Source organism: Nocardioides sp. JCM 18999 (genome assembly GCF_055391175.1).
In genome coordinates this window covers 1,901,345-1,917,746 of sequence record NZ_AP043887.1, presented here as the reverse complement: position 1 = coordinate 1,917,746, position 16,402 = coordinate 1,901,345, and the positions used below count along the sequence as shown (strand labels likewise).

Sequence of the window (16,402 nt, the reverse complement as noted above, 5' to 3'; positions counted from 1 at the left end):
GTCAGTGGACGTTCTTGATCACAAAGAAGGAACCGCGAATGGTGCCGGCCAGCTTGGACTTCTGGCGCGCGAACTTGAATCTATCCGCCAGCTCAACCGGGACCTCCATGCCGTCGGAGAGCTTGAACCCGACGGCGCGCTTCCCGCCGTCGGCCACGGTGTAGAGGACGTTGATCGACAGGCCCGACTCGTAGAAGACGTAGGCCCACTTGATCGTCTCGCCGTCCAGGGTGACCTCGAACGCCGTGGCCTCCAACGGGGGCGAGGAGATCTCGAGGTCGCGCTCGGAGGAGAGGATCTCGTGGACCCAGGCGATCGTGTCGCCGGCCTCGGCGGCCGGTTCGGTGGTGAAGACGTGGTCGTACTTGTTCTTGAAGTAGCGGGCCTCGTTGGCCCGCAGGCCGGCGAGGGCCTCGGCGACCGGGGAGGACTCCAGCCCGACGGTGGACACGTTCACGAAGTCGACGACGTAAGACATGCCGGTCACGTTAGCGAGAAAGGCGTGCGCTGTCGCCGACGATCCGGCGCGCCTCCCGCAGTCCGCTGGCCATCGCGCCGTCGGCGTAGCCCTGCCGTTCGGGGTCGGTGTGCTCGCCGGCGAATCCGATCCGTCCGACGGGGGAACCGAGGGTCTCGAAGTCGGTCGCGTCCTGGCCCGGTCGCACGTGGGCGTAGGCGCCTCGGGCGTACGGATCGGCCGCCCAGTCGGTGTGGATGCAGCCGGTGGGGTTGAGCGGCAGCGGGCCGCCGTACACCGCCTCGAACTGGGCGAGCGCCCACGCCTCCGGGTCGCGCAGCATCGAGGGCACGGCGCTCTGGGCGACCAGGAACATCAACGTCGGGGAGAGTCCGAAGTCCCAGGTCCAGGTGGCGGCCTCGGAACGGTCGGCCGGGTAGATCACCGAGTGCGCCAGACCGGGGTCGACGTCGCGCCAGAAGGACTCGGCGAAGGCCAGGACGACCTTGTCCATCGTGCCGAAACCGGTGCGGTCGATGATCTCCTGACGTTCGGTCGGGAGGGGAGGGTCGAACGTGATCGAGCCGGACTTCAGCACCCCGAGGGGCACGGTCACGATGACGTGCGTGCCCGACTCGGACCAGCCGTCGCCGGCCACCGTGACGCCGTCCGCGTCCTGGCGGATGGTCGTGATGGGATGGTCGAGACGGATGTCGATCCCCTCGGCCAAGGGCGCGAGCACGCTCCGGTAGCCGTCGACCGGGACGTTGTCGATCACGTCGCCGACCAGCATGTCCCCGGTGAGGGCCCAGAGCGCGGAGATGCCGTCCAGGGGCCCCGAGGCGTCCTGCTCGATCATCGCCGCCATCAGCTGGCGCAGCCGGTCGCGCTCGGATCCGGTGAGGTCGGAGGCTGCGAGGTGCTCGTCGATCACGGCGGCGGCCGATCGGTCCGGCGCGCCGGCGGCCGCCGCGGCCGCGACCTCGGCGGTCAGCGCCTCGAAGACGCCGTACCCGACCCCGGCGAGCTCCTCGGCCGTCAGCTGCCGACCCTCACCGAGGTCGGCACCGGTGAAGCGGGTCCCGGTCGGGTCGACGATCCAGGGCACGCCGGCGGCCTCGACCCAGTCCGAGATCGGGTTGTCCTCCGGGTGGTGGATCCAGGCACCACCGAGGTCGGCGACGTGACCGTCCACGTCGACGGTGTGCAGCCGTCCACCGATCCTCGTCCGCGCCTCCAGGACGACGCAGTCGACCCCCGCGGTGGTCAGGGCGCGAGCTGCGGAGAGGCCGGCGATGCCGGCGCCGATGACGAGGACACGGGTGCTCATGCCGGCGAGTGTAGCGACTGCTACGTCGTGGTCGGCCTAGCGATCGGAGGGACGGGGCAGATGGAGCTCGAGGTAGGCGGTGGCCGCGCGCCCGGCCTCGTTGACCTCGTCGTCGGTGAGGGTGCCATGACGCTGGGTCGACAGGGAGAAGAGGAGCATGAGGACCTCCATCGCGTTCTCGAACCACTCGTCCGATCCGGCGGCGGCCGGGAGGGCGAGCCTCGGTGCGATCTGGTCACGCAGGGCCGTCCCCAGGGTGGCTTTGGCCTCTCCCGGCTGTGCCCCGAGCCCGAGGGGTGCGGTCGAGCTCAGCAGGAGTCGGCGGGCATCCGGCCGGAGCCGGAAGTAGGCGGCTGCTCGCTGGGCGACGATGCCGATCACGTCGGGCCAGGCGGTGACCTCGTCGTCAGCCACCGGCGCGCCGAGGTCGTCGCTGAGCTCCGTCAACATCTGGGCCGCGAGGGCGACGAAGGCCTCGTCCGCGTTGGCGTAGAAGTGGTAGGCCGATGCGGGTGGAATGCCTGCTCTGGAAGCGAGATCGCGCAAGCTGATCGTCGTGCGATCGCGGTCGGCGAGCAGGCCGCTGGCAGCGGTGAGAAGCTCCGATCGCCGCTGCCGCCCTCGTGCTTGTGATCGCGGCGACTGCGGGTGGTGATGCTCTGGCACCGGTGTGCTCCCAACGTTCAGCGTCTCAGCGGCCACCCTAGGCTGTCGGCGTGGCGATCTCCGAGGGACCTCGTGACTAGGGCCGTGGTCGTCGGCAGCGGGCCCAACGGGCTCGCTGCCGCCGTCCGTCTGGCCCAGGCGGGCCTCGACGTCACCGTGCTCGAGGCGGCGGACGTCGCCGGAGGCGGTGCCCGGACGTCGGAGCTGACCTTGCCGGGCGTGCTGCACGACGACTGCTCGGCCTTCCACCCCACCGGGGTGGTCTCGCCGTTCCTCGCCTCGCTCGACCTTGGTGCGCACGGGTTGGAGTGGCTCTGGCCCGAGGTCGATCTCGCCCATCCGCTCGACACCGGCGAGGCAGGTGTCCTCTCCCGGGACCTCGCTGTCACGGCCGCCTCCCTCGGGCCCGACGGTGCGCGCTGGAGGCGGCTCTTCGACCCGTTGGTCGCCGACATCGACGACCTGCTCCCCGAGGTGCTGCAGCCCGTCGCCCACCTGCCGCGGCACCCGATGGTGCTCGGGCGGTTCGGTGCTCCGGCGATGCTCCCGGCCACGGTGGCGGTCCGGCGCTGGCAGGGAGACCCGGCGCGGGCGCTCTTCACCGGGATGGCCGCCCACGCCTTCACCCGGCTGGACCGTCCGTTCACCTCGGCCGTCGGCCTGATGCTGGGATCGGTCGGCCATGCCGCGGGCTGGCCGGTCGCCCGCGGTGGGTCCGGCGCGATCACCGCTGCCCTGATCTCGGTGCTGACCTCCCTGGGCGGGCGGGTGCACACCGGGGTGCGGGTGACCTCGCTGGCGCAGCTGAGGGAGTTCGTCGGTCGGGACCCCGACCTGGTCCTCCTCGACACCGCACCGAAGGGCGTCCTCGAGATCGCCGGGGACCGACTGCCGGCTCGCGTCCGGCGTGGGCTGTCCCGCTACCGCTACGGCCCCGCGGCGTTCAAGGTCGACTACGCGATCGAGGGCGACGTGCCGTGGACCAACGCCGATTGTCGCCGGGCCGGGACGCTCCACCTCGGCGGTACGGCGGCCGAGATCGCGGCCGCCGAGCTCGACGTCTCCCGCGGCCGGATGGTGGACCGCCCGTTCGTCCTGGCCGGTCAGCAGTACCTGGCCGACCCGTCCCGCTCCGTCGTCTCGGGGTCGGGGAGCGGGATCAACCCGATCTACGCCTACGCCCACGTGCCGGCCGGGTACACCGGTGACGCGACCGCTGCCGTGACGGCCCAGATCGAGCGGTTCGCCCCGGGCTTCCGGGAGCGGATCGTGGCCACCCACGTGCGGGGTCCGGTCGAGCTCGAGCGCTACAACCCCAACTACGTCGGTGGCGACATCGCCGCCGGGGCCAGTGACGCCCGCCAGATCCTGATGCGGCCGCGGGTGACGCTGCGCCCCTACTCCTTGGGTGTCTCCGGGCTCTACCTGTGCTCCTCGGCGACCCCGCCCGGGGGCGGCGTGCACGGCATGGCCGGGTTCCACGCCGCCGAGGCGGCGCTGTCGGGTCTGCGCGGACTCAGCCGGCGCTGACCGCGAACCGAGCGAGCTCGGCCCGGGCGAACCCCACCCGGTCGGTCTCCTGCCCGCGGGCGGAGCCGATCTCGTCGGCCAGGTCGAAGGCCGCCTCGAGCCGGTGGTGTCGTCGTCGACGGTCGTGGAGTCCGCCGCCGTGCCGGTAGGCCTTGCGCTGCTTGCGGGTGCCGGCCAGGGCGTCGAGCTCCTCGTCGGTGATCACACCCGTCGCGGCCTCGGGGGCCATCAGGTCACGCATCGCGGACCGTTCTCGCTGGACCGTGAGGTGGAAGACGGTGAGCACGATCGCGAAGGCAGCGACGATGCTGAGGATCAGCACGGCCAGGACCCCGGCGACCGTGCCCTGGGCGATCGCGCTGCTGGCGTCCCAGACTCCGTGCATCAGGACGGACAGGGCGATGAAGAGGACACCGCGGCCGACCCGCCGGCGCTCGGCGACCGTCCCGACGACGTACACGACCCCGGCACCGACGACGGCGGAGTAGAGGATGTGCGAGGTGAATCCGGTGCCCAGTCGCATCAGGGTGGTGTGCAGGCTCTCGCCGACCGGGTCGACACCGAAGTTCTCCCCGGCGGCGTTGATCGCGTAGAGGATGTCCTCGATGATCTCGAATCCGAGGCCGACGAAAGCCCCGATCACGAAGCCGTCGAACGCGGTCCGGATCACCCGCGGTGCGATGAACATCAGCAGCAGCACGCCGGCGCCCTTCGCGGACTCCTCCACGAACGGGGCCGCGAGACCAGCACCCCAGGCGACCGAGAAGTCGCCGCCGAACCACTTCGCGTAGAGGTGGATCAGCGCGGTGTTGCCGTGGATCGCGATCGTCCAGGTGGCACCGAACCCGCCCCAGATGAAGGCGGCGACCCGCAGGTCGAGCGGCTGGCTGGAGTAGCGGTCGATGTGGGTGGTGAACCACCAGAACACGACGGCGTAGAGGCTGAAGATCACTGCGGCGATGCCGAGCGGGCCGCCGTAGATGGGCGCCTCGGTGCGCACCGTGCTGATCGTGTACCAGAGCCCGTAGCCGATCACGGCCACGAAGACCCACAGGCAGGCGTTGCGCGGCTGCAACCAGCCGACCCGCTCACCCCAACCGACGTCGGCGATCGCCTGCGCTCGGCGCTGTTGCAGCTCGGTGGTGGGGGTGTCGGTCGTGGTCATGACGCGGCTCCTTCGACCGGCTCGATGGATCGGATCATGGCGACGATGTCGCGTTCCACCGCGGAGTCCGCGTCGAGACCGATCGGGCCGACCGCGGTGATCTCGGCCCCGGTGCCGTCGAGGACGAGGGCACCGATCAGCCCCTCGGCCGTCGTCGTCGAGAACCGGGCGAGCAGGCCGCGCTCGTCGGTGGCGGTCCGGAACGCGGTCAGGTCGCCGGTCTTGAGGTCGACGCCGTCCTTGCCGAGCTTGTCGTTGTTGGCCTTGATCTGGTCGATCAGCGCGCGGGCCGAACCGTCGAAGCTGCCGGTCTGGACGGCGAAGGTGACCCCGTCGTGGGTCAGCACCGCCTGCTCGGGGTAGGTGCCCGAATCCGCCGTGCCCTGGCGCAGCCCGTCCTCGAGGTTCCACCCGGTGGCCGGGGTGAACTGGATCTCGGAGCCGACCTGGATCACGTCGCCGGGCTGGATCGGATCATCGACGGCGGTATGGCTGTCGAGCGCGGGCAGCGCCCAGAAGGTGAGGGCCACCAGCAGCGCGACGAGGCCTGCGGGGAGGAGGGTGCGGCGGTCCATGCCGAGCCAGCGGCGTTCGACGAGGACCCAATCCGGTGGTGCCTGCGTCGCGGTCACACCGCGATCCTAAGGGGACGGCAAAACCGAGTCGCCCAGCCAGCGCGCGGCGATCAGGGCCAGCTGCAGGGTCGCCCGGTCCTCGTGCATCGGGCGGCCGCGGATCGCTTCGGCCTGATCGACGTGGCCCTTCACCGTGTCGTGGTGGACGGAGAGCCGCTTCGCCGCGGCCATGACGTCGCCGTTGGTCTCCAGCACGGCCTGCAGTGTCGAGCGCAGCTGGGTCGATGACTGGGTGCGGCCGAGCAGCGGACCGAGCGTCGAGCTCACCAGCGTCCGGGTGGCCGCGAGGTCACCCGCGAGGAGCGCCGCGGTGCGCACCCCCTCGTCGGCGTACGTCGTCACGGGCTCCGCCTGCCGGCCGGCCAGCTTCGCGACGGCGAAGGCCCGGGAGGCCTCGTGGTGGGTGGTGCGGAAACCACCGGCTCCGGGTGCGGAGGTGCCGAGGGTCAGGTGGTACTCGGGGCCGGCATCGCGCACGATGCTGGTCACGGCCGGCACGTCGATCTCCGGAGCCGCACCCCCAAAGGGGATCCAGGCCCATCCGACGGTCCGTTCCTTCGCGCTGAACAGTGGTGCGTCGATCGCGCCCGCCGTCGATCCGATGTCGCCGACCAACGCTTCGAGCCGTCGGATCTCGCGCCAGTCGTCGTCCATCTCGGTGACGGGGGCCGACCAGGCGATCACCCCCAGGTGGGTCTGGCCCAGGCGGTAGCCCAGCGCGGTCTCCCCGGCGCGGGTGTCCATCTCGGCGCCGGCGAGGAGGGCTGACAGCGTGGTGGCACTCACGGAGTTGTGGTGCGCGAGCCAGCGCTCGCGCTCGGCCTGGTACTCGACGAGCACCTCGGCCGAGATCCGATCGATGTAGTCGAACGTCAGGTTCTGGAAGTGGTGCGCGGCGGCGAAGGAGAGCTGGGTGGCCGGGCGTTGACCGATCTCGGCGAAGACGGAGTCGAGCACCTCCGCCTGGCCCAGCCGGTAGGCACGCATCAGCGCGGTCGGTGCGATCCCTCGCTGGGCGAGCCGGCGGGCGTACTCGATCGAGGTGGCCGGTGCACGCACCTCGGCCAGGGCGATGTCGTGCTGGGCGACCTCCAGGACCATCGAGACGTGGCTCTGGATGCTCGCGCGGAGGAGGTCGCTGAGACCGAGATCGCCGTCGAGCTCGGGCATCGAGGCGGTGATCTCGCGATGGACGGCGTCGCTCAGGTCGTCCAGATGTTCCCGGAGCACGGTGGCCAGCTCGGCCACCTGGTCGAGAGTGGGTCCCTCCGAGCTCGCTCGGGATCGCTCGCGCCGTGCCGACAATCCAGTCCACCTCTCCCTGTGCTCCCTCTCCCCATTCTGCGGGGGAGCGGACACGCCGGGGCAGCCCTATATGGGGGATCCAGCGGCCTAGGATCGCCGGTATGCCTAGCTCGGCCGCCGACTGGTTCGTGCTCCTGATCGTCTTCGGGTTCGTCGCCTACCCCATCGTCGGGGGCACGGCGTTCATCATCTCGAGCTTCTACTACCGGATCTTCCGGGAGAAGGACGACCGACCGCGCTACCTCGAGCACGGCGAGCCGTTCGTCACCGTCTTCGTGCCCGCGCACAACGAGGAGCTGTCGATCGAGCGGACGATCGACTACCTGTTCACGAAGATGAACTACCCGGCGGACAAGTACGAGGTGATCGTCATCGACGACGCCTCCACCGACCGGACGGCCGAGATCCTCGTCGAGCTCCAGGCTCGTCATGCCGGACTGCGGGTGGTCACGATCGTGGAGAACCGGGGCAAGGCGCACGGCTACAACGTCGCGCTGGCCTACGCCCGTGGGGACTTCATCCTCTCCAACGACGCCGACACCCGACCCAACCCGGATGCGATCTGGCAGTACCTGAGCTACTTCGAGCGCGCGGGCGGCCAGAACGTCGGCGCTGTCACCGGCAACATGCTGCCGGCGAACCGGACCACGCTGACCGCGCAGGCCCAGCAGAACGAGCTCAACTCGATCATCGGTCTGATCAAGCGATCGCAGATGCTCTACGGCTCGCTGTTCGCGTTCTCCGGCGCCAACACGATGTACCGGCGCCAGGCCGTCCTCGACGTCGGTGGCTGGCAGCCCGAGCAGCCGACCGAGGACATCGCGATCGCCTGGGACATGCAGGAGGCCGGGTGGCGGGCCCTCTTCGCCGCGCACATCCGCTTCTTCCTCGACGTCCCGGAAGGAGTCGGCCAGCTGGTGCGTCAGCGGCGGCGCTGGTCCTCCGGAGGCATCTACGTGCTGCTGACCAAGGGCCCTGGCCTGGCGTTCTCGCCGCTGAAGAACTGGCGGATGATGCCGATCATCACCGACTACGGGATGAGCGTGCTCTGGTCGTTCTACTACTGGGTCAGCATCGTGCTGTTCACGCTGACGCAGATCGCGATGGCGGTGACGCAGAACTGGGAGCGGTTCTGGCACAACTGGTACATGGTCGGGATCTTCGTCGCCATCCAGATGATCGTCGGGATCCTCCAGCTCGCAGCCGCGTCGTTCTACAACGACGGGGGCCGCACGTTGAAGTACCTCGCCTTCGCGCCCTGGTACATGCTCATCTACTGGATGGTGAACACGTTCACCGTCGTCGTGATGTTCTTCCCCGTCGCCCTGTCGATCTGGAAGCGCCGCGACGGCGGCACCTGGAAACCACCGGACCGCTCCGACAGCCTGACCGACGGGGGACTGGCATGAGCAGGCGTGACGACACCGCGAAGCCGACGTACGTGGTCAATGAGGTCCGCGAGTCCGACGTCACCGTCGACTGGTTCTACGGTGCCGGTCGGTGGGGCACCAAGATCCTCCAGCTGATCGCGCTGCTGGTGGCGTGGTTCTTCGCGATCCTGCCGATCGTGGTCACCGCGTCCGCGCTGATCTACCGCGACGACCCGGACAAGGGGTGGTGGGACTACAGCGAGGGTTTCTGGATGTTCGACACCACGATGGTGCTGCTCGCCATCCTCGCCGTGATCGACATCGTCGGCTTCCTGGTGCTCTACCTCGCCAACCGGCGTCATGCCGGCGAGCGGGACACCACCACGACGTACGACGACGAGCGGCTCGCCCAGCGTCTCGAGGTCGCCGACCGCTGGTACGCCGACCGTTTCGGACCGGTCGAGTTGCGGCACCTCGAGCGGAACGTCAGGATCGAACCGTACGGAGATCTCGGGACCTACGAGCTGCGCGACCAGTACCGGTCGTTCGGCGTGGACTGAAAGGGATCGCCGATGCCGCTCTCGCCCGCCGATCAGGCTGTCCTGGCGGACATGGAGCAACGCGAGATCCATCTCAAGCGACGCCGCCAGGCCGAGTCGTTGATCGCGTTCCGCGCCCGCCGCTTCACCACGATGCTGATCTGCGTCGGCGTCGTGATCGGCGTCCTGATCTCGCTGGGCGTCATCGAGGTCGCCCGGATGCTGATGAACCACGAGAGCGGGTGGGTCGTGCCCACCATCCTCAACGCCATCTTCGCTGCCTTTCTCGGCTCCGAGGTCACGCAGCACCTGCTCCGTACCCGCCTCGGCCAGCGGTGGATCGCGCGCTTCGAGCGGCGACAGCGGGAGAGATTCTCCGCCGAGCTGCACGCCGGACGACGCTGGCTCGAGTTCTACTACAAGCGGGAGAACATCGGTCCCTACGTCCCGCAGGTGCTGCTCTTCCTGCGGGAGGGCCGGTTCGACTCCGTGGCCGAGGCGGTCGACTTCGCGCGAAGCAGCCGTCGCGAGAGTCCCCTGGCCGAGGCCCGTGCGCTGGAACGGTTCCAGACGATCGCGCACGAAGCCACCGGTTTGGTGGTGTCCAGCACCGACAGGGAGGGGCAGCCCTCGAGCCGGGTGATGCGCTTCGTCACCACGGAACGTCCCGGGGTCTGGCTGATCACGACGGCGCCGTACGCGCCGAAGGTGCCGGAGCTCGAACTCGGCCGGATCGCGATCGAGACGCTGCCGACCGCCGACGGTTCCACGATCTCCAGCAACCGGGCGTGGATCGGCCTTTCGGCGATGTCGTTCAGTCAGGCCGCAGCTCTCTACCAGGAGCAGGTCCCCGGGTACGTTTCGGGAATGACCGAGAACGAGTACGAGGTCGAGCTCGTCTACGAGATCGTGCTGCACTCAGCCAAGGTGCACAGCTGGGTGGAGCACGACGTCGTGGAGTTCGGGGAGCCGCGGCCCGGACGGCACGTGGCGTGACACGACGCTCGGGGGAGGGGGAGCACCGGCTTCCTCCCGCGCTGGCGGTCGTCGTCGCGATGGTCGTCTACGCCACCTTGCCCAGCTCGCTGCTGTTCACGAACCGGCTCGTGGTGCCGATCGTCGAGGGCCTGCTGCTGGTCGCGCTGGTCGTGACGAACCCGACTCGGATGACCCGCGAGACCCGCTGGTCGCGATGGCTCTCGATCGCGCTGGCGGTGGTGATGATCGGCACCAACCTGATCGCTCTGGGCGTGCTGATCTCGCAGATCTCCGAGTCGAAGGGGTCGGACCTGCTGGTCGCGGCGATGCAGACCTGGATCACCAGTGTGATCGGGTTCGCCCTGCTCTACTGGGAGCTGGACCGCGGCGGCCCTGTTGCCCGAAGCCGCGAAGCACGCGAGGAGATCCCGCCGGCCGACTTCCGCTTCTCCCAGGACGAGAACCACGACGCGGTCGTCGAGGTGAAGGTGAGCTCGAGCAAGGACGCGGACTGGATCCCGCTCTACGTCGACTACCTCTACGTGTCGTTGACCAACTCGAGCGCGTTCAGCCCGACCGACACGATGCCGTTGAGTGCGCGCGCGAAGATCCTGATGGGGACCCAGGCGACCGCGGCACTGCTGACGTCGCTCGTGCTGGTCGCGTTCGCGGTCGGCTCGCTGGGCGGCTGAAGGTGCAGATCCACCGCTGACCGAGCCCGGTTGGAATCGGAGCCCGTCATCGTGGGTACCGGCAGGGGATGAACATCGAACCGCAGCGGGCACGGGATCGGGCCTGGGACCGGCGGTTGAAACCGGGGGACGCGCCGGAAGCTGTCGATGCCGTGATCTTCGACGTGGACGGGACCCTGGTCGACACCACCTATCTGCACGTGATCGCCTGGTCGCGAGCGTTCGCAGACTTCGACCTCCCTGTCTCGACGTGGAGGATCCACCGTGGGATCGGCCTGGGTGGGGACGAGTTGGTCGCCCACGTCACCGACGACGACGTCGAGGAGAGCCTGGGTGGCGGTCTGCGCAAGGCCTGGAACGAGCACTACCGGGAACTGTTGACGGAGGCGCGCCCCTTCCCCGACGCGGGAGACCTGCTGCGGGATCTGGCGCGGGCCGGGATCCGGGTCGCTGTTGTGACGTCCGGTCAGGCCGAGCATGTGGAGCACGTCTTGCAGGTGATCGGTGCCGGTTCTGCAGTCACGGCGGTGGTCAGCGCCGAGGACGTCGAGCCCAAGCGTGAGCGTGACCTCATCGCACGAGCAGTCGCCGCGGTCTCGGCCAGCTATGCCGTGATGGTCGGTGGCAGCGCCTGGGACGTCGTCGCTGCGAGCCGACATGGCTACCCGACCGTGGGGATGCTGACCGGCGGATTCAGTCGCGAGGAGCTCGAGCTGGCCGGGGCGCACCTCGTGATGCGCGACCCGTCCGAGCTGCGCTCGCGCGCCCACGAGCTGCTCGGCCGGATGGGACGGGTGCGCTGGTGAGGAGTTCCGTCAGCTGGCGGTGCGTTCGATCTTGGTCAGCGCCCAGCCCTTGGCGAGCTCGTCGACGACCTTGTCGAGGTAGCGGATCTTGCGCATCAGCGGGTCCTCGACCTCCTGCACCTTGACGCCGCACACCGACCCGGTGATGAGGGTGGCGTTCGGGTTCAGCGGTGCTGCCTCGAAGAAGTCGAGGAACGTGGTGTCGGAGTCCAGGTGCCGGTGCAGCTCGGCGGCGTCGTACCCGGTGAGCCAGCAGATCACCTGGTCGAGCTCGTCGACCGTGCGGCCCTTCTTCTCCACCTTGGCCACGTAGTGCGGGTAGACCGACGAGACGGGTGTCGTGAAGATCCGGTGCATGGGACGAACCTAAGGCACGCGCCAGGCGCTAGCGTGCGGACGTGCGTCGGCTGCTGCTGTGGATGTTCGGGATCGCGATCGCGATCGATGTCGCCTACTGGGCGATCTGGTTCACGGACCGGGCCTGGCTGGCGAGCGAGCACCGGCAGTCGTACTACGAGTTCGAGAACGCCTTCCCCCTGGCCGATGCCTGGCTCGGGATCGCCTGCCTGATCGCATTCGTCGCTCTGTGGAGGGAGCGCCAGCGGGCCGCGACGTTCTGGGTGACCTGCGCTGGCGCCGCCGGGCTCTACCTGTTCGGGATGGACTTCCTCTACGACCTCGAGCACGGCATCTTCGGCAAGGGCGGCGGGGGTGCGGTCGAGGCGGTCATCGTCGCCTTGACCCTGGTCTTCTCCCTGACGGCCCTGCGCTACGGCTGGAGGACGACGGGTCAGCTCGACGTCAGTCGAGGATGATCGCTTCTCCGCGTTCGCGCAGGCCGGCGAGCCCGTCCTTCATGGCCTGAAGCCTCTCCGGCGAGTGGCCGACCCAGTCGGCGATCTCGCCGGTGATCCGCAGCGGGTAGCGGCTGCGGAACGAGCGGGTCGGGTTGCCGGGGTGCTTCTTGTCGGTCACGTTCGGGTCGTCCTCGAACTCGCCGGTCGGCTCGACCAGGTAGATCCGGCCGCGCCCCTCACCGAGGGCGAACTCGGCACCCCAGGTCGCGGCGTCGAGGGTCTCGGTGAAGTAGATGTAGTTCATCGTCCGACCGGCTTCGAAGTTGGACTCGCGGCCGGCGGTCAGCAGGTCGCCCACGGCGAGGTCGGCCTTCGTCCCGTGCAGGTACACGCCCTCGGCGTAGATCTCGAAGGGGACAGGTTCGTTGCCCGAGGTCATGCGGACACCGTAGTGGCTACTCGCGACGGGTGAAGCGGACCTGGCCGTCGGGCAGGACGGTGGAGGTCCAGTCGGAGCTGTGGATGCGGTCGTGGTCGCGATTGCAGTACAGGCGGCCCTGCGCCAGGTCGGTGTTCCCGCCCTCGGACCAGGGCGTGTGGTGGTGCACCTCGGTCAGGGTGGCAGGTGTCTCGCACCCCTCGCCGCAGCAGGCGGGATGGTGGATCATCAGGGCGCGCTTCTGCGCTGTGGTGAAGAGTCTTCGCGTACGTCCGAGGTCGAGCACCTCGGAGCGGCCGACGAGGACGGCGGGAATGATCCCGGCTGAACAGGCGAGCCGTCGGGCTTCGCCAGCGCTGATCCGGAAGGCGCCGTCGGGGCCCTGGATGGTGGCGGCGGCGAGGTCGGTGCGGAGCTTCTCCAGATCGATGGTGACCATCAGGGTGACGGGGCTGGTGCCGTGGACCGGGAGGTCGTGCGGGTTGATCCGCTCGAGGAACTCGCAGAAGGCGTGGCCGAGCTTCGTGGGTCCAGGGAGGCTCCACCACAGGCTGGAATCGGTGATGCCGACTTCGGTGGTGGCCTGCTCGGCCCAGGCGGGCTCGCGCCGCGGGTTGGTCAAGGCGCTGAGGAAGGTGGCGAGCAGGGCCGCCTGGAGCTCGGGGATGCGGGCGGACAGCTGGTAGGTCCCGTCACCGCGGTTGCGCAGGGTGAGGCGAGTCTTCTCCCTGGCGCGTCGTTCCTGGGCTGCCAGCGCCGCAGCCTCAAGGGCCTCGGCGATGTCAGGGGCGACGACCTCGAGGATGCGTGCGCCGAGTCGGCGCAGCTCGTGGGGATCGAAGTCGGCGGCGTCGTCGATCAGCACGCTCTCGGCGTTGCGGACGAGCTCGGGGTCGACGTCGTCGGGGAGATTCTCGACGGCCCGGACGATCACCTCCGCCTGCACGGCCGACACAGCGCCCTCGCGCATGCCGGCCGCTGTGGCGGGGTGGGCCTCGAGAGCGTGCGCAAACCGGATGAGCGCCCGAGCCTCACGGTTCCCCGTGACGGTTCCCCGTGCGGGTCTGGAGGTGGAGCCACGCACGCGCGTCATCGAGCACGACGTCGGCTGTCGCGACCAGCCGCGCCTTCACCTCGGCGGCCTGGGCCTCGAGCGCGACCACCTCGCGCAGCCCGGCCTCGATCTCCGCAGGTGCCATGTACAGCGGATCGACGGTGGCCACGTCGGCGACCGCGCGGCGCGCGGTGGCGAGGGCAGCCGGAATCGGGTGGACGCGATTCAATGTCTCGCTCATCGGGCCACCTCCCCGGGCATCAGGCAAACGTGAGCGACCCGCGCGGTGCGGGTTCATCGTCTTCGTTCGCCGGCCCAAGGCTGCGGGTTCAAACCCCACGACTGGCTGTCCGCTTCGACTCTGTGGATCGCGAGGCACCCTCACGAACAGCGTGGTCTCACTCTAGAAGGCCCCACTGACAAAAGTTCTTGGCGCCGGCCACTGAGTGAAAACTGCCGGTGCCCCGCGATGCGTTCCGCCATGATGGGACCCGATGACGGAGAAGTGGCCCTGCCCTTGCTGCGGTTTCAGAACCCTGACCGAAGGTCCAGGTGACTATGACCTCTGCCGCGTCTGCTTCTGGGAGGACGACCCGGTCGCGCTTCGCTGGCCATGGTGCGACGAGGGGCCGAACGGCATCGCACTGATCGCGGCGCAGCGGAGCTTCGCCCGGATCGGCGCCTGTTCCTCGGGATACCTCGACCGATCTCGCGCGGCGCGCGCTGACGAGCCGAAGGAGCAGGGGTGGCGTCCGCTCGATCCCGAGATCGACGACTTCGAGCGGTCGATGGATCCGCCTGGGCGATCGCCGTGGCCTGAGAACGATGAGGCCCTCTACTGGTGGCGGCCGACCTACTTCCGCCGGCCCGAGAACAGGGTCTCTGTTCCCGTGCCGCGAAGAAAGCCGAGCAATCCCGCCGAGCGACTGATGGCGCGGATCCTCCAGGCGGTTCCCGAGGCTGAACCGGTCGACCTTGCGGTTCGGACCCGGTACGAGGCGCCCGCACCGTTCCGGTTCTGCGACGACCTCGGGCAGTGGGTCCTCGACGCGTACACGCGCGGCGACACCGAGCTCGCCCGCCGGGCCGTCGAGGTGGTCAACACGGGGCTGACGGACGAGGACGGCTTCGCGTGGAACTGCGTGGGTGTCGCCTTCCTCGAGCACGAGGGTTGGCGTGACCCGAACCTTGCCGCCGAGATTGCAGCGTGGCCTGACGAGATCCGTGTGGAGCTCGGGCGCCAGCTGGCGCACCGGGCCACCGTCCCTAGCGGACCGATCGTCCTCCGACGTCGTCGGCGATGGTTCGGCGGCCACCGTCGCCGTCAGCCCTGGTCGTAGGCCCAGTAGCTGCGCTGGATCCCGATCTGGTCGGCCACGAACCGGGCGTCGTGCCACACGCCCCAGATGAAGCTCGAGCCGCGACGGGAGAGCCAGGGCAGGCCGACGAAGTAGACGCCGGGCTCGGTGGAGACGCCGCGGCGGTGAGCAGGTCGCCCGTTCTCGTCGAAGGCGTCGACCTGCAGCCAGCTGTAGTCGGTCGCGTACCCGGTCGCCCACAGGATCGTGGTCACCCCGGCAGCGGCCAGGTCGAGGGAGAGCAGCGGGTCCGTCACGGCTCGGGGGTCGGGGCCGAGCTCGCGGGCGGCGGGCTCCTCGGGCAGGTCGAGCCCCATCCGCTCGACGTAGGCGTCGGCCTGGTCGAGCAGGGCGAGGTAGTTGGCATCACCGGCGGCGATGTTCGCGCCCAGGTCGGAGGCGAACGAGAGCACCCCGTCGTCGTACGCCGACGTCATCCCGACCAGCTGGATGCCGCTGGCGGCGAGCTGGCGGAAGTCGACGGTGCGACCACCTCGGGCGCCACTGACGGCGATCGTGACGTGCTCGGCACCGGCCGGCGGGGTGGCGGCGTCCCAGAGCCCGAGGACCCCCAGCCACCAGCAGAAGTCGCGGCCGCGGTAGCTCCGCGGCGGCCGGTCGTGCGCCCCGACCGAGAGGTAGACCTCGCGCCCGGCGCGGCGCAGCTCGTCGGCGATCTGGACGCCGGACGATCCCGCGCCCACCACGAGCACGGCGCCGGGCGCCAGCTGGTCGGGGTTGCGGTACGTGTTGGAGTGCATCTGCGCGACATCGGCGTCAGCGGGCACGATCGGCGGGTAGACGGGCTTCTGGAACGGCCCGGTCGCGGCGACCACGAAGCGGGCGTCGATGGTGCCCTCGGACGTCTCGACCTGGAAGCCGGGGCGACCCTCGTGACGGCGGACCGAGGTCACCTCGACGCCGCACCGGATCGGCGCGTCGAACTTGTCGGCGTACGCGGCGAAGTAGTCGGCCAACCGGTCCTTCGGGGCGAACTCGTCGCCTCCGAGGCCCTCGAGCTCCATCCCCGGGAAGCGGTCGTGCCAGGCCGGCCCGTTGGCGACCAGGGAGTCCCACCGTTCGGTGCGCCAGCGCTCGGCGATCCGGCCGCGCTCGAGCACGAGGTGCGGGACGCCGGCCTCGCTCAGGTGTTCGCTCATCGCGACGCCTGCCTGTCCGGCCCCGACGACGAGGACCTCGACCTCCTGGTGCGACATCTGCGAAACCTCCACTGATCTGGCCAGCTCCGAACGCCGGCTGGGCCTGTGGCCATCGTCTGCG

The 16,402-nt window shown here is 69.6% G+C and carries 19 protein-coding genes; 8 read left to right on the top strand and 11 right to left on the bottom strand.

Going from position 1 to position 16,402, the window contains the following annotated elements; genetic code table 11:
* Window position 1: 1 nt before the first annotated feature.
* Genes ACZ5J1_RS09310 through ACZ5J1_RS09300 form a run of 3 tightly spaced genes read right to left on the bottom strand, consistent with a single transcriptional unit; the run spans window position 2 to window position 2,333 of the window.
* The gene (locus ACZ5J1_RS09310) at window positions 2–478 is read right to left on the bottom strand and encodes a phage tail protein (RefSeq protein ID WP_464564621.1); all 477 of its coding nucleotides are present in this window, start codon (window positions 476–478) and stop codon (window positions 2–4) included.
* Between the two features lie 10 nt (window positions 479–488).
* The gene (locus ACZ5J1_RS09305) at window positions 489–1,787 is read right to left on the bottom strand and encodes a flavin monoamine oxidase family protein (RefSeq protein WP_464564619.1); all 1,299 of its coding nucleotides are present in this window, start codon (window positions 1,785–1,787) and stop codon (window positions 489–491) included.
* Between the two features lie 36 nt (window positions 1,788–1,823).
* Entirely contained in the window at window positions 1,824–2,333 is a 510-nt protein-coding gene (locus tag ACZ5J1_RS09300) for a hypothetical protein (RefSeq protein WP_464564618.1), read from the bottom strand.
* A gap of 192 nt (window positions 2,334–2,525) precedes the next feature.
* Between ACZ5J1_RS09300 and ACZ5J1_RS09295 the strand changes: the two genes are divergently transcribed.
* Complete coding sequence (locus tag ACZ5J1_RS09295; RefSeq protein ID WP_464564616.1) at window positions 2,526–3,983, top strand: phytoene desaturase family protein; 1,458 nt, start codon at window positions 2,526–2,528, stop codon at window positions 3,981–3,983.
* Here the strand turns inward: ACZ5J1_RS09295 and ACZ5J1_RS09290 are convergent.
* Genes ACZ5J1_RS09290 through ACZ5J1_RS09280 form a run of 3 tightly spaced genes read right to left on the bottom strand, consistent with a single transcriptional unit; the run spans window position 3,970 to window position 7,031 of the window.
* On the bottom strand, window positions 3,970–5,148 hold the full coding sequence (locus ACZ5J1_RS09290; protein ID WP_464564614.1) for a PrsW family intramembrane metalloprotease: 1,179 nt from the start codon (window positions 5,146–5,148) through the stop codon (window positions 3,970–3,972). The genes ACZ5J1_RS09295 and ACZ5J1_RS09290 overlap by 14 nt on opposite strands.
* Complete coding sequence (locus tag ACZ5J1_RS09285; protein WP_464564613.1) at window positions 5,145–5,780, bottom strand: hypothetical protein; 636 nt, start codon at window positions 5,778–5,780, stop codon at window positions 5,145–5,147. The genes ACZ5J1_RS09290 and ACZ5J1_RS09285 overlap by 4 nt, the downstream gene beginning before the upstream one ends.
* A gap of 9 nt (window positions 5,781–5,789) precedes the next feature.
* Window positions 5,790–7,031: a PucR family transcriptional regulator gene (locus ACZ5J1_RS09280; protein WP_464564611.1), complete on the bottom strand. Its 1,242-nt coding sequence runs from the start codon at window positions 7,029–7,031 to the stop codon at window positions 5,790–5,792.
* 158 nt (window positions 7,032–7,189) lie between these two features.
* Between ACZ5J1_RS09280 and ACZ5J1_RS09275 the strand changes: the two genes are divergently transcribed.
* The 5 genes from ACZ5J1_RS09275 (at window position 7,190) to ACZ5J1_RS09255 (ending at window position 11,473) form a co-directional block, all read left to right on the top strand.
* On the top strand, window positions 7,190–8,497 hold the full coding sequence (locus ACZ5J1_RS09275) for a glycosyltransferase family 2 protein (protein ID WP_464564610.1): 1,308 nt from the start codon (window positions 7,190–7,192) through the stop codon (window positions 8,495–8,497).
* On the top strand, window positions 8,494–9,018 hold the full coding sequence (locus ACZ5J1_RS09270) for a hypothetical protein (RefSeq protein ID WP_464564609.1): 525 nt from the start codon (window positions 8,494–8,496) through the stop codon (window positions 9,016–9,018). The genes ACZ5J1_RS09275 and ACZ5J1_RS09270 overlap by 4 nt, the downstream gene beginning before the upstream one ends.
* A gap of 12 nt (window positions 9,019–9,030) precedes the next feature.
* Window positions 9,031–9,993, top strand: a complete 963-nt coding sequence (locus ACZ5J1_RS09265; RefSeq protein WP_464564607.1) for a hypothetical protein — start codon at window positions 9,031–9,033, stop codon at window positions 9,991–9,993.
* Complete coding sequence (locus ACZ5J1_RS09260; RefSeq protein WP_464564605.1) at window positions 9,990–10,667, top strand: hypothetical protein; 678 nt, start codon at window positions 9,990–9,992, stop codon at window positions 10,665–10,667. The genes ACZ5J1_RS09265 and ACZ5J1_RS09260 overlap by 4 nt, the downstream gene beginning before the upstream one ends.
* Window positions 10,668–10,735: 68 nt before the next feature.
* Complete coding sequence (locus ACZ5J1_RS09255; protein ID WP_464564603.1) at window positions 10,736–11,473, top strand: HAD family hydrolase; 738 nt, start codon at window positions 10,736–10,738, stop codon at window positions 11,471–11,473.
* Window positions 11,474–11,482: 9 nt separating this feature from the next.
* On the opposite strand, the gene ACZ5J1_RS09250 is transcribed toward ACZ5J1_RS09255, so the two are convergent.
* Entirely contained in the window at window positions 11,483–11,830 is a 348-nt protein-coding gene (locus ACZ5J1_RS09250) for a DUF2200 domain-containing protein (RefSeq protein WP_464564601.1), read from the bottom strand.
* A 41-nt stretch (window positions 11,831–11,871) separates the two neighbouring features.
* Between ACZ5J1_RS09250 and ACZ5J1_RS09245 the strand changes: the two genes are divergently transcribed.
* A complete protein-coding gene (locus ACZ5J1_RS09245) occupies window positions 11,872–12,288 on the top strand; it encodes a hypothetical protein (RefSeq protein WP_464564600.1) in 417 nt (138 codons plus the stop codon).
* On the opposite strand, the gene arr is transcribed toward ACZ5J1_RS09245, so the two are convergent.
* Genes arr through ACZ5J1_RS09230 form a run of 3 tightly spaced genes read right to left on the bottom strand, consistent with a single transcriptional unit; the run spans window position 12,275 to window position 14,004 of the window.
* The gene (arr, locus tag ACZ5J1_RS09240) at window positions 12,275–12,709 is read right to left on the bottom strand and encodes an NAD(+)--rifampin ADP-ribosyltransferase (RefSeq protein ID WP_464564598.1); all 435 of its coding nucleotides are present in this window, start codon (window positions 12,707–12,709) and stop codon (window positions 12,275–12,277) included. The two genes, ACZ5J1_RS09245 and arr, sit on opposite strands and share 14 nt — an antisense overlap.
* Window positions 12,710–12,725: 16 nt before the next feature.
* Window positions 12,726–13,802, bottom strand: coding sequence for an HNH endonuclease signature motif containing protein (locus tag ACZ5J1_RS09235; RefSeq protein WP_464564596.1), 1,077 nt, complete (start codon window positions 13,800–13,802; stop codon window positions 12,726–12,728).
* On the bottom strand, window positions 13,741–14,004 hold the full coding sequence (locus ACZ5J1_RS09230) for a hypothetical protein (RefSeq protein WP_464564594.1): 264 nt from the start codon (window positions 14,002–14,004) through the stop codon (window positions 13,741–13,743). The genes ACZ5J1_RS09235 and ACZ5J1_RS09230 overlap by 62 nt, the downstream gene beginning before the upstream one ends.
* A gap of 253 nt (window positions 14,005–14,257) precedes the next feature.
* On the opposite strand from ACZ5J1_RS09230, the gene ACZ5J1_RS09225 reads away from it, so the two are divergent.
* Window positions 14,258–15,103 (top strand): DUF7674 family protein, encoded by an 846-nt coding sequence (locus ACZ5J1_RS09225; protein WP_464564592.1) that lies wholly within the window; start codon window positions 14,258–14,260, stop codon window positions 15,101–15,103.
* On the opposite strand, the gene ACZ5J1_RS09220 is transcribed toward ACZ5J1_RS09225, so the two are convergent.
* On the bottom strand, window positions 15,088–16,338 hold the full coding sequence (locus tag ACZ5J1_RS09220) for a flavin-containing monooxygenase (protein WP_464564591.1): 1,251 nt from the start codon (window positions 16,336–16,338) through the stop codon (window positions 15,088–15,090). The genes ACZ5J1_RS09225 and ACZ5J1_RS09220 overlap by 16 nt on opposite strands.
* Window positions 16,339–16,402: the final 64 nt, after the last annotated feature.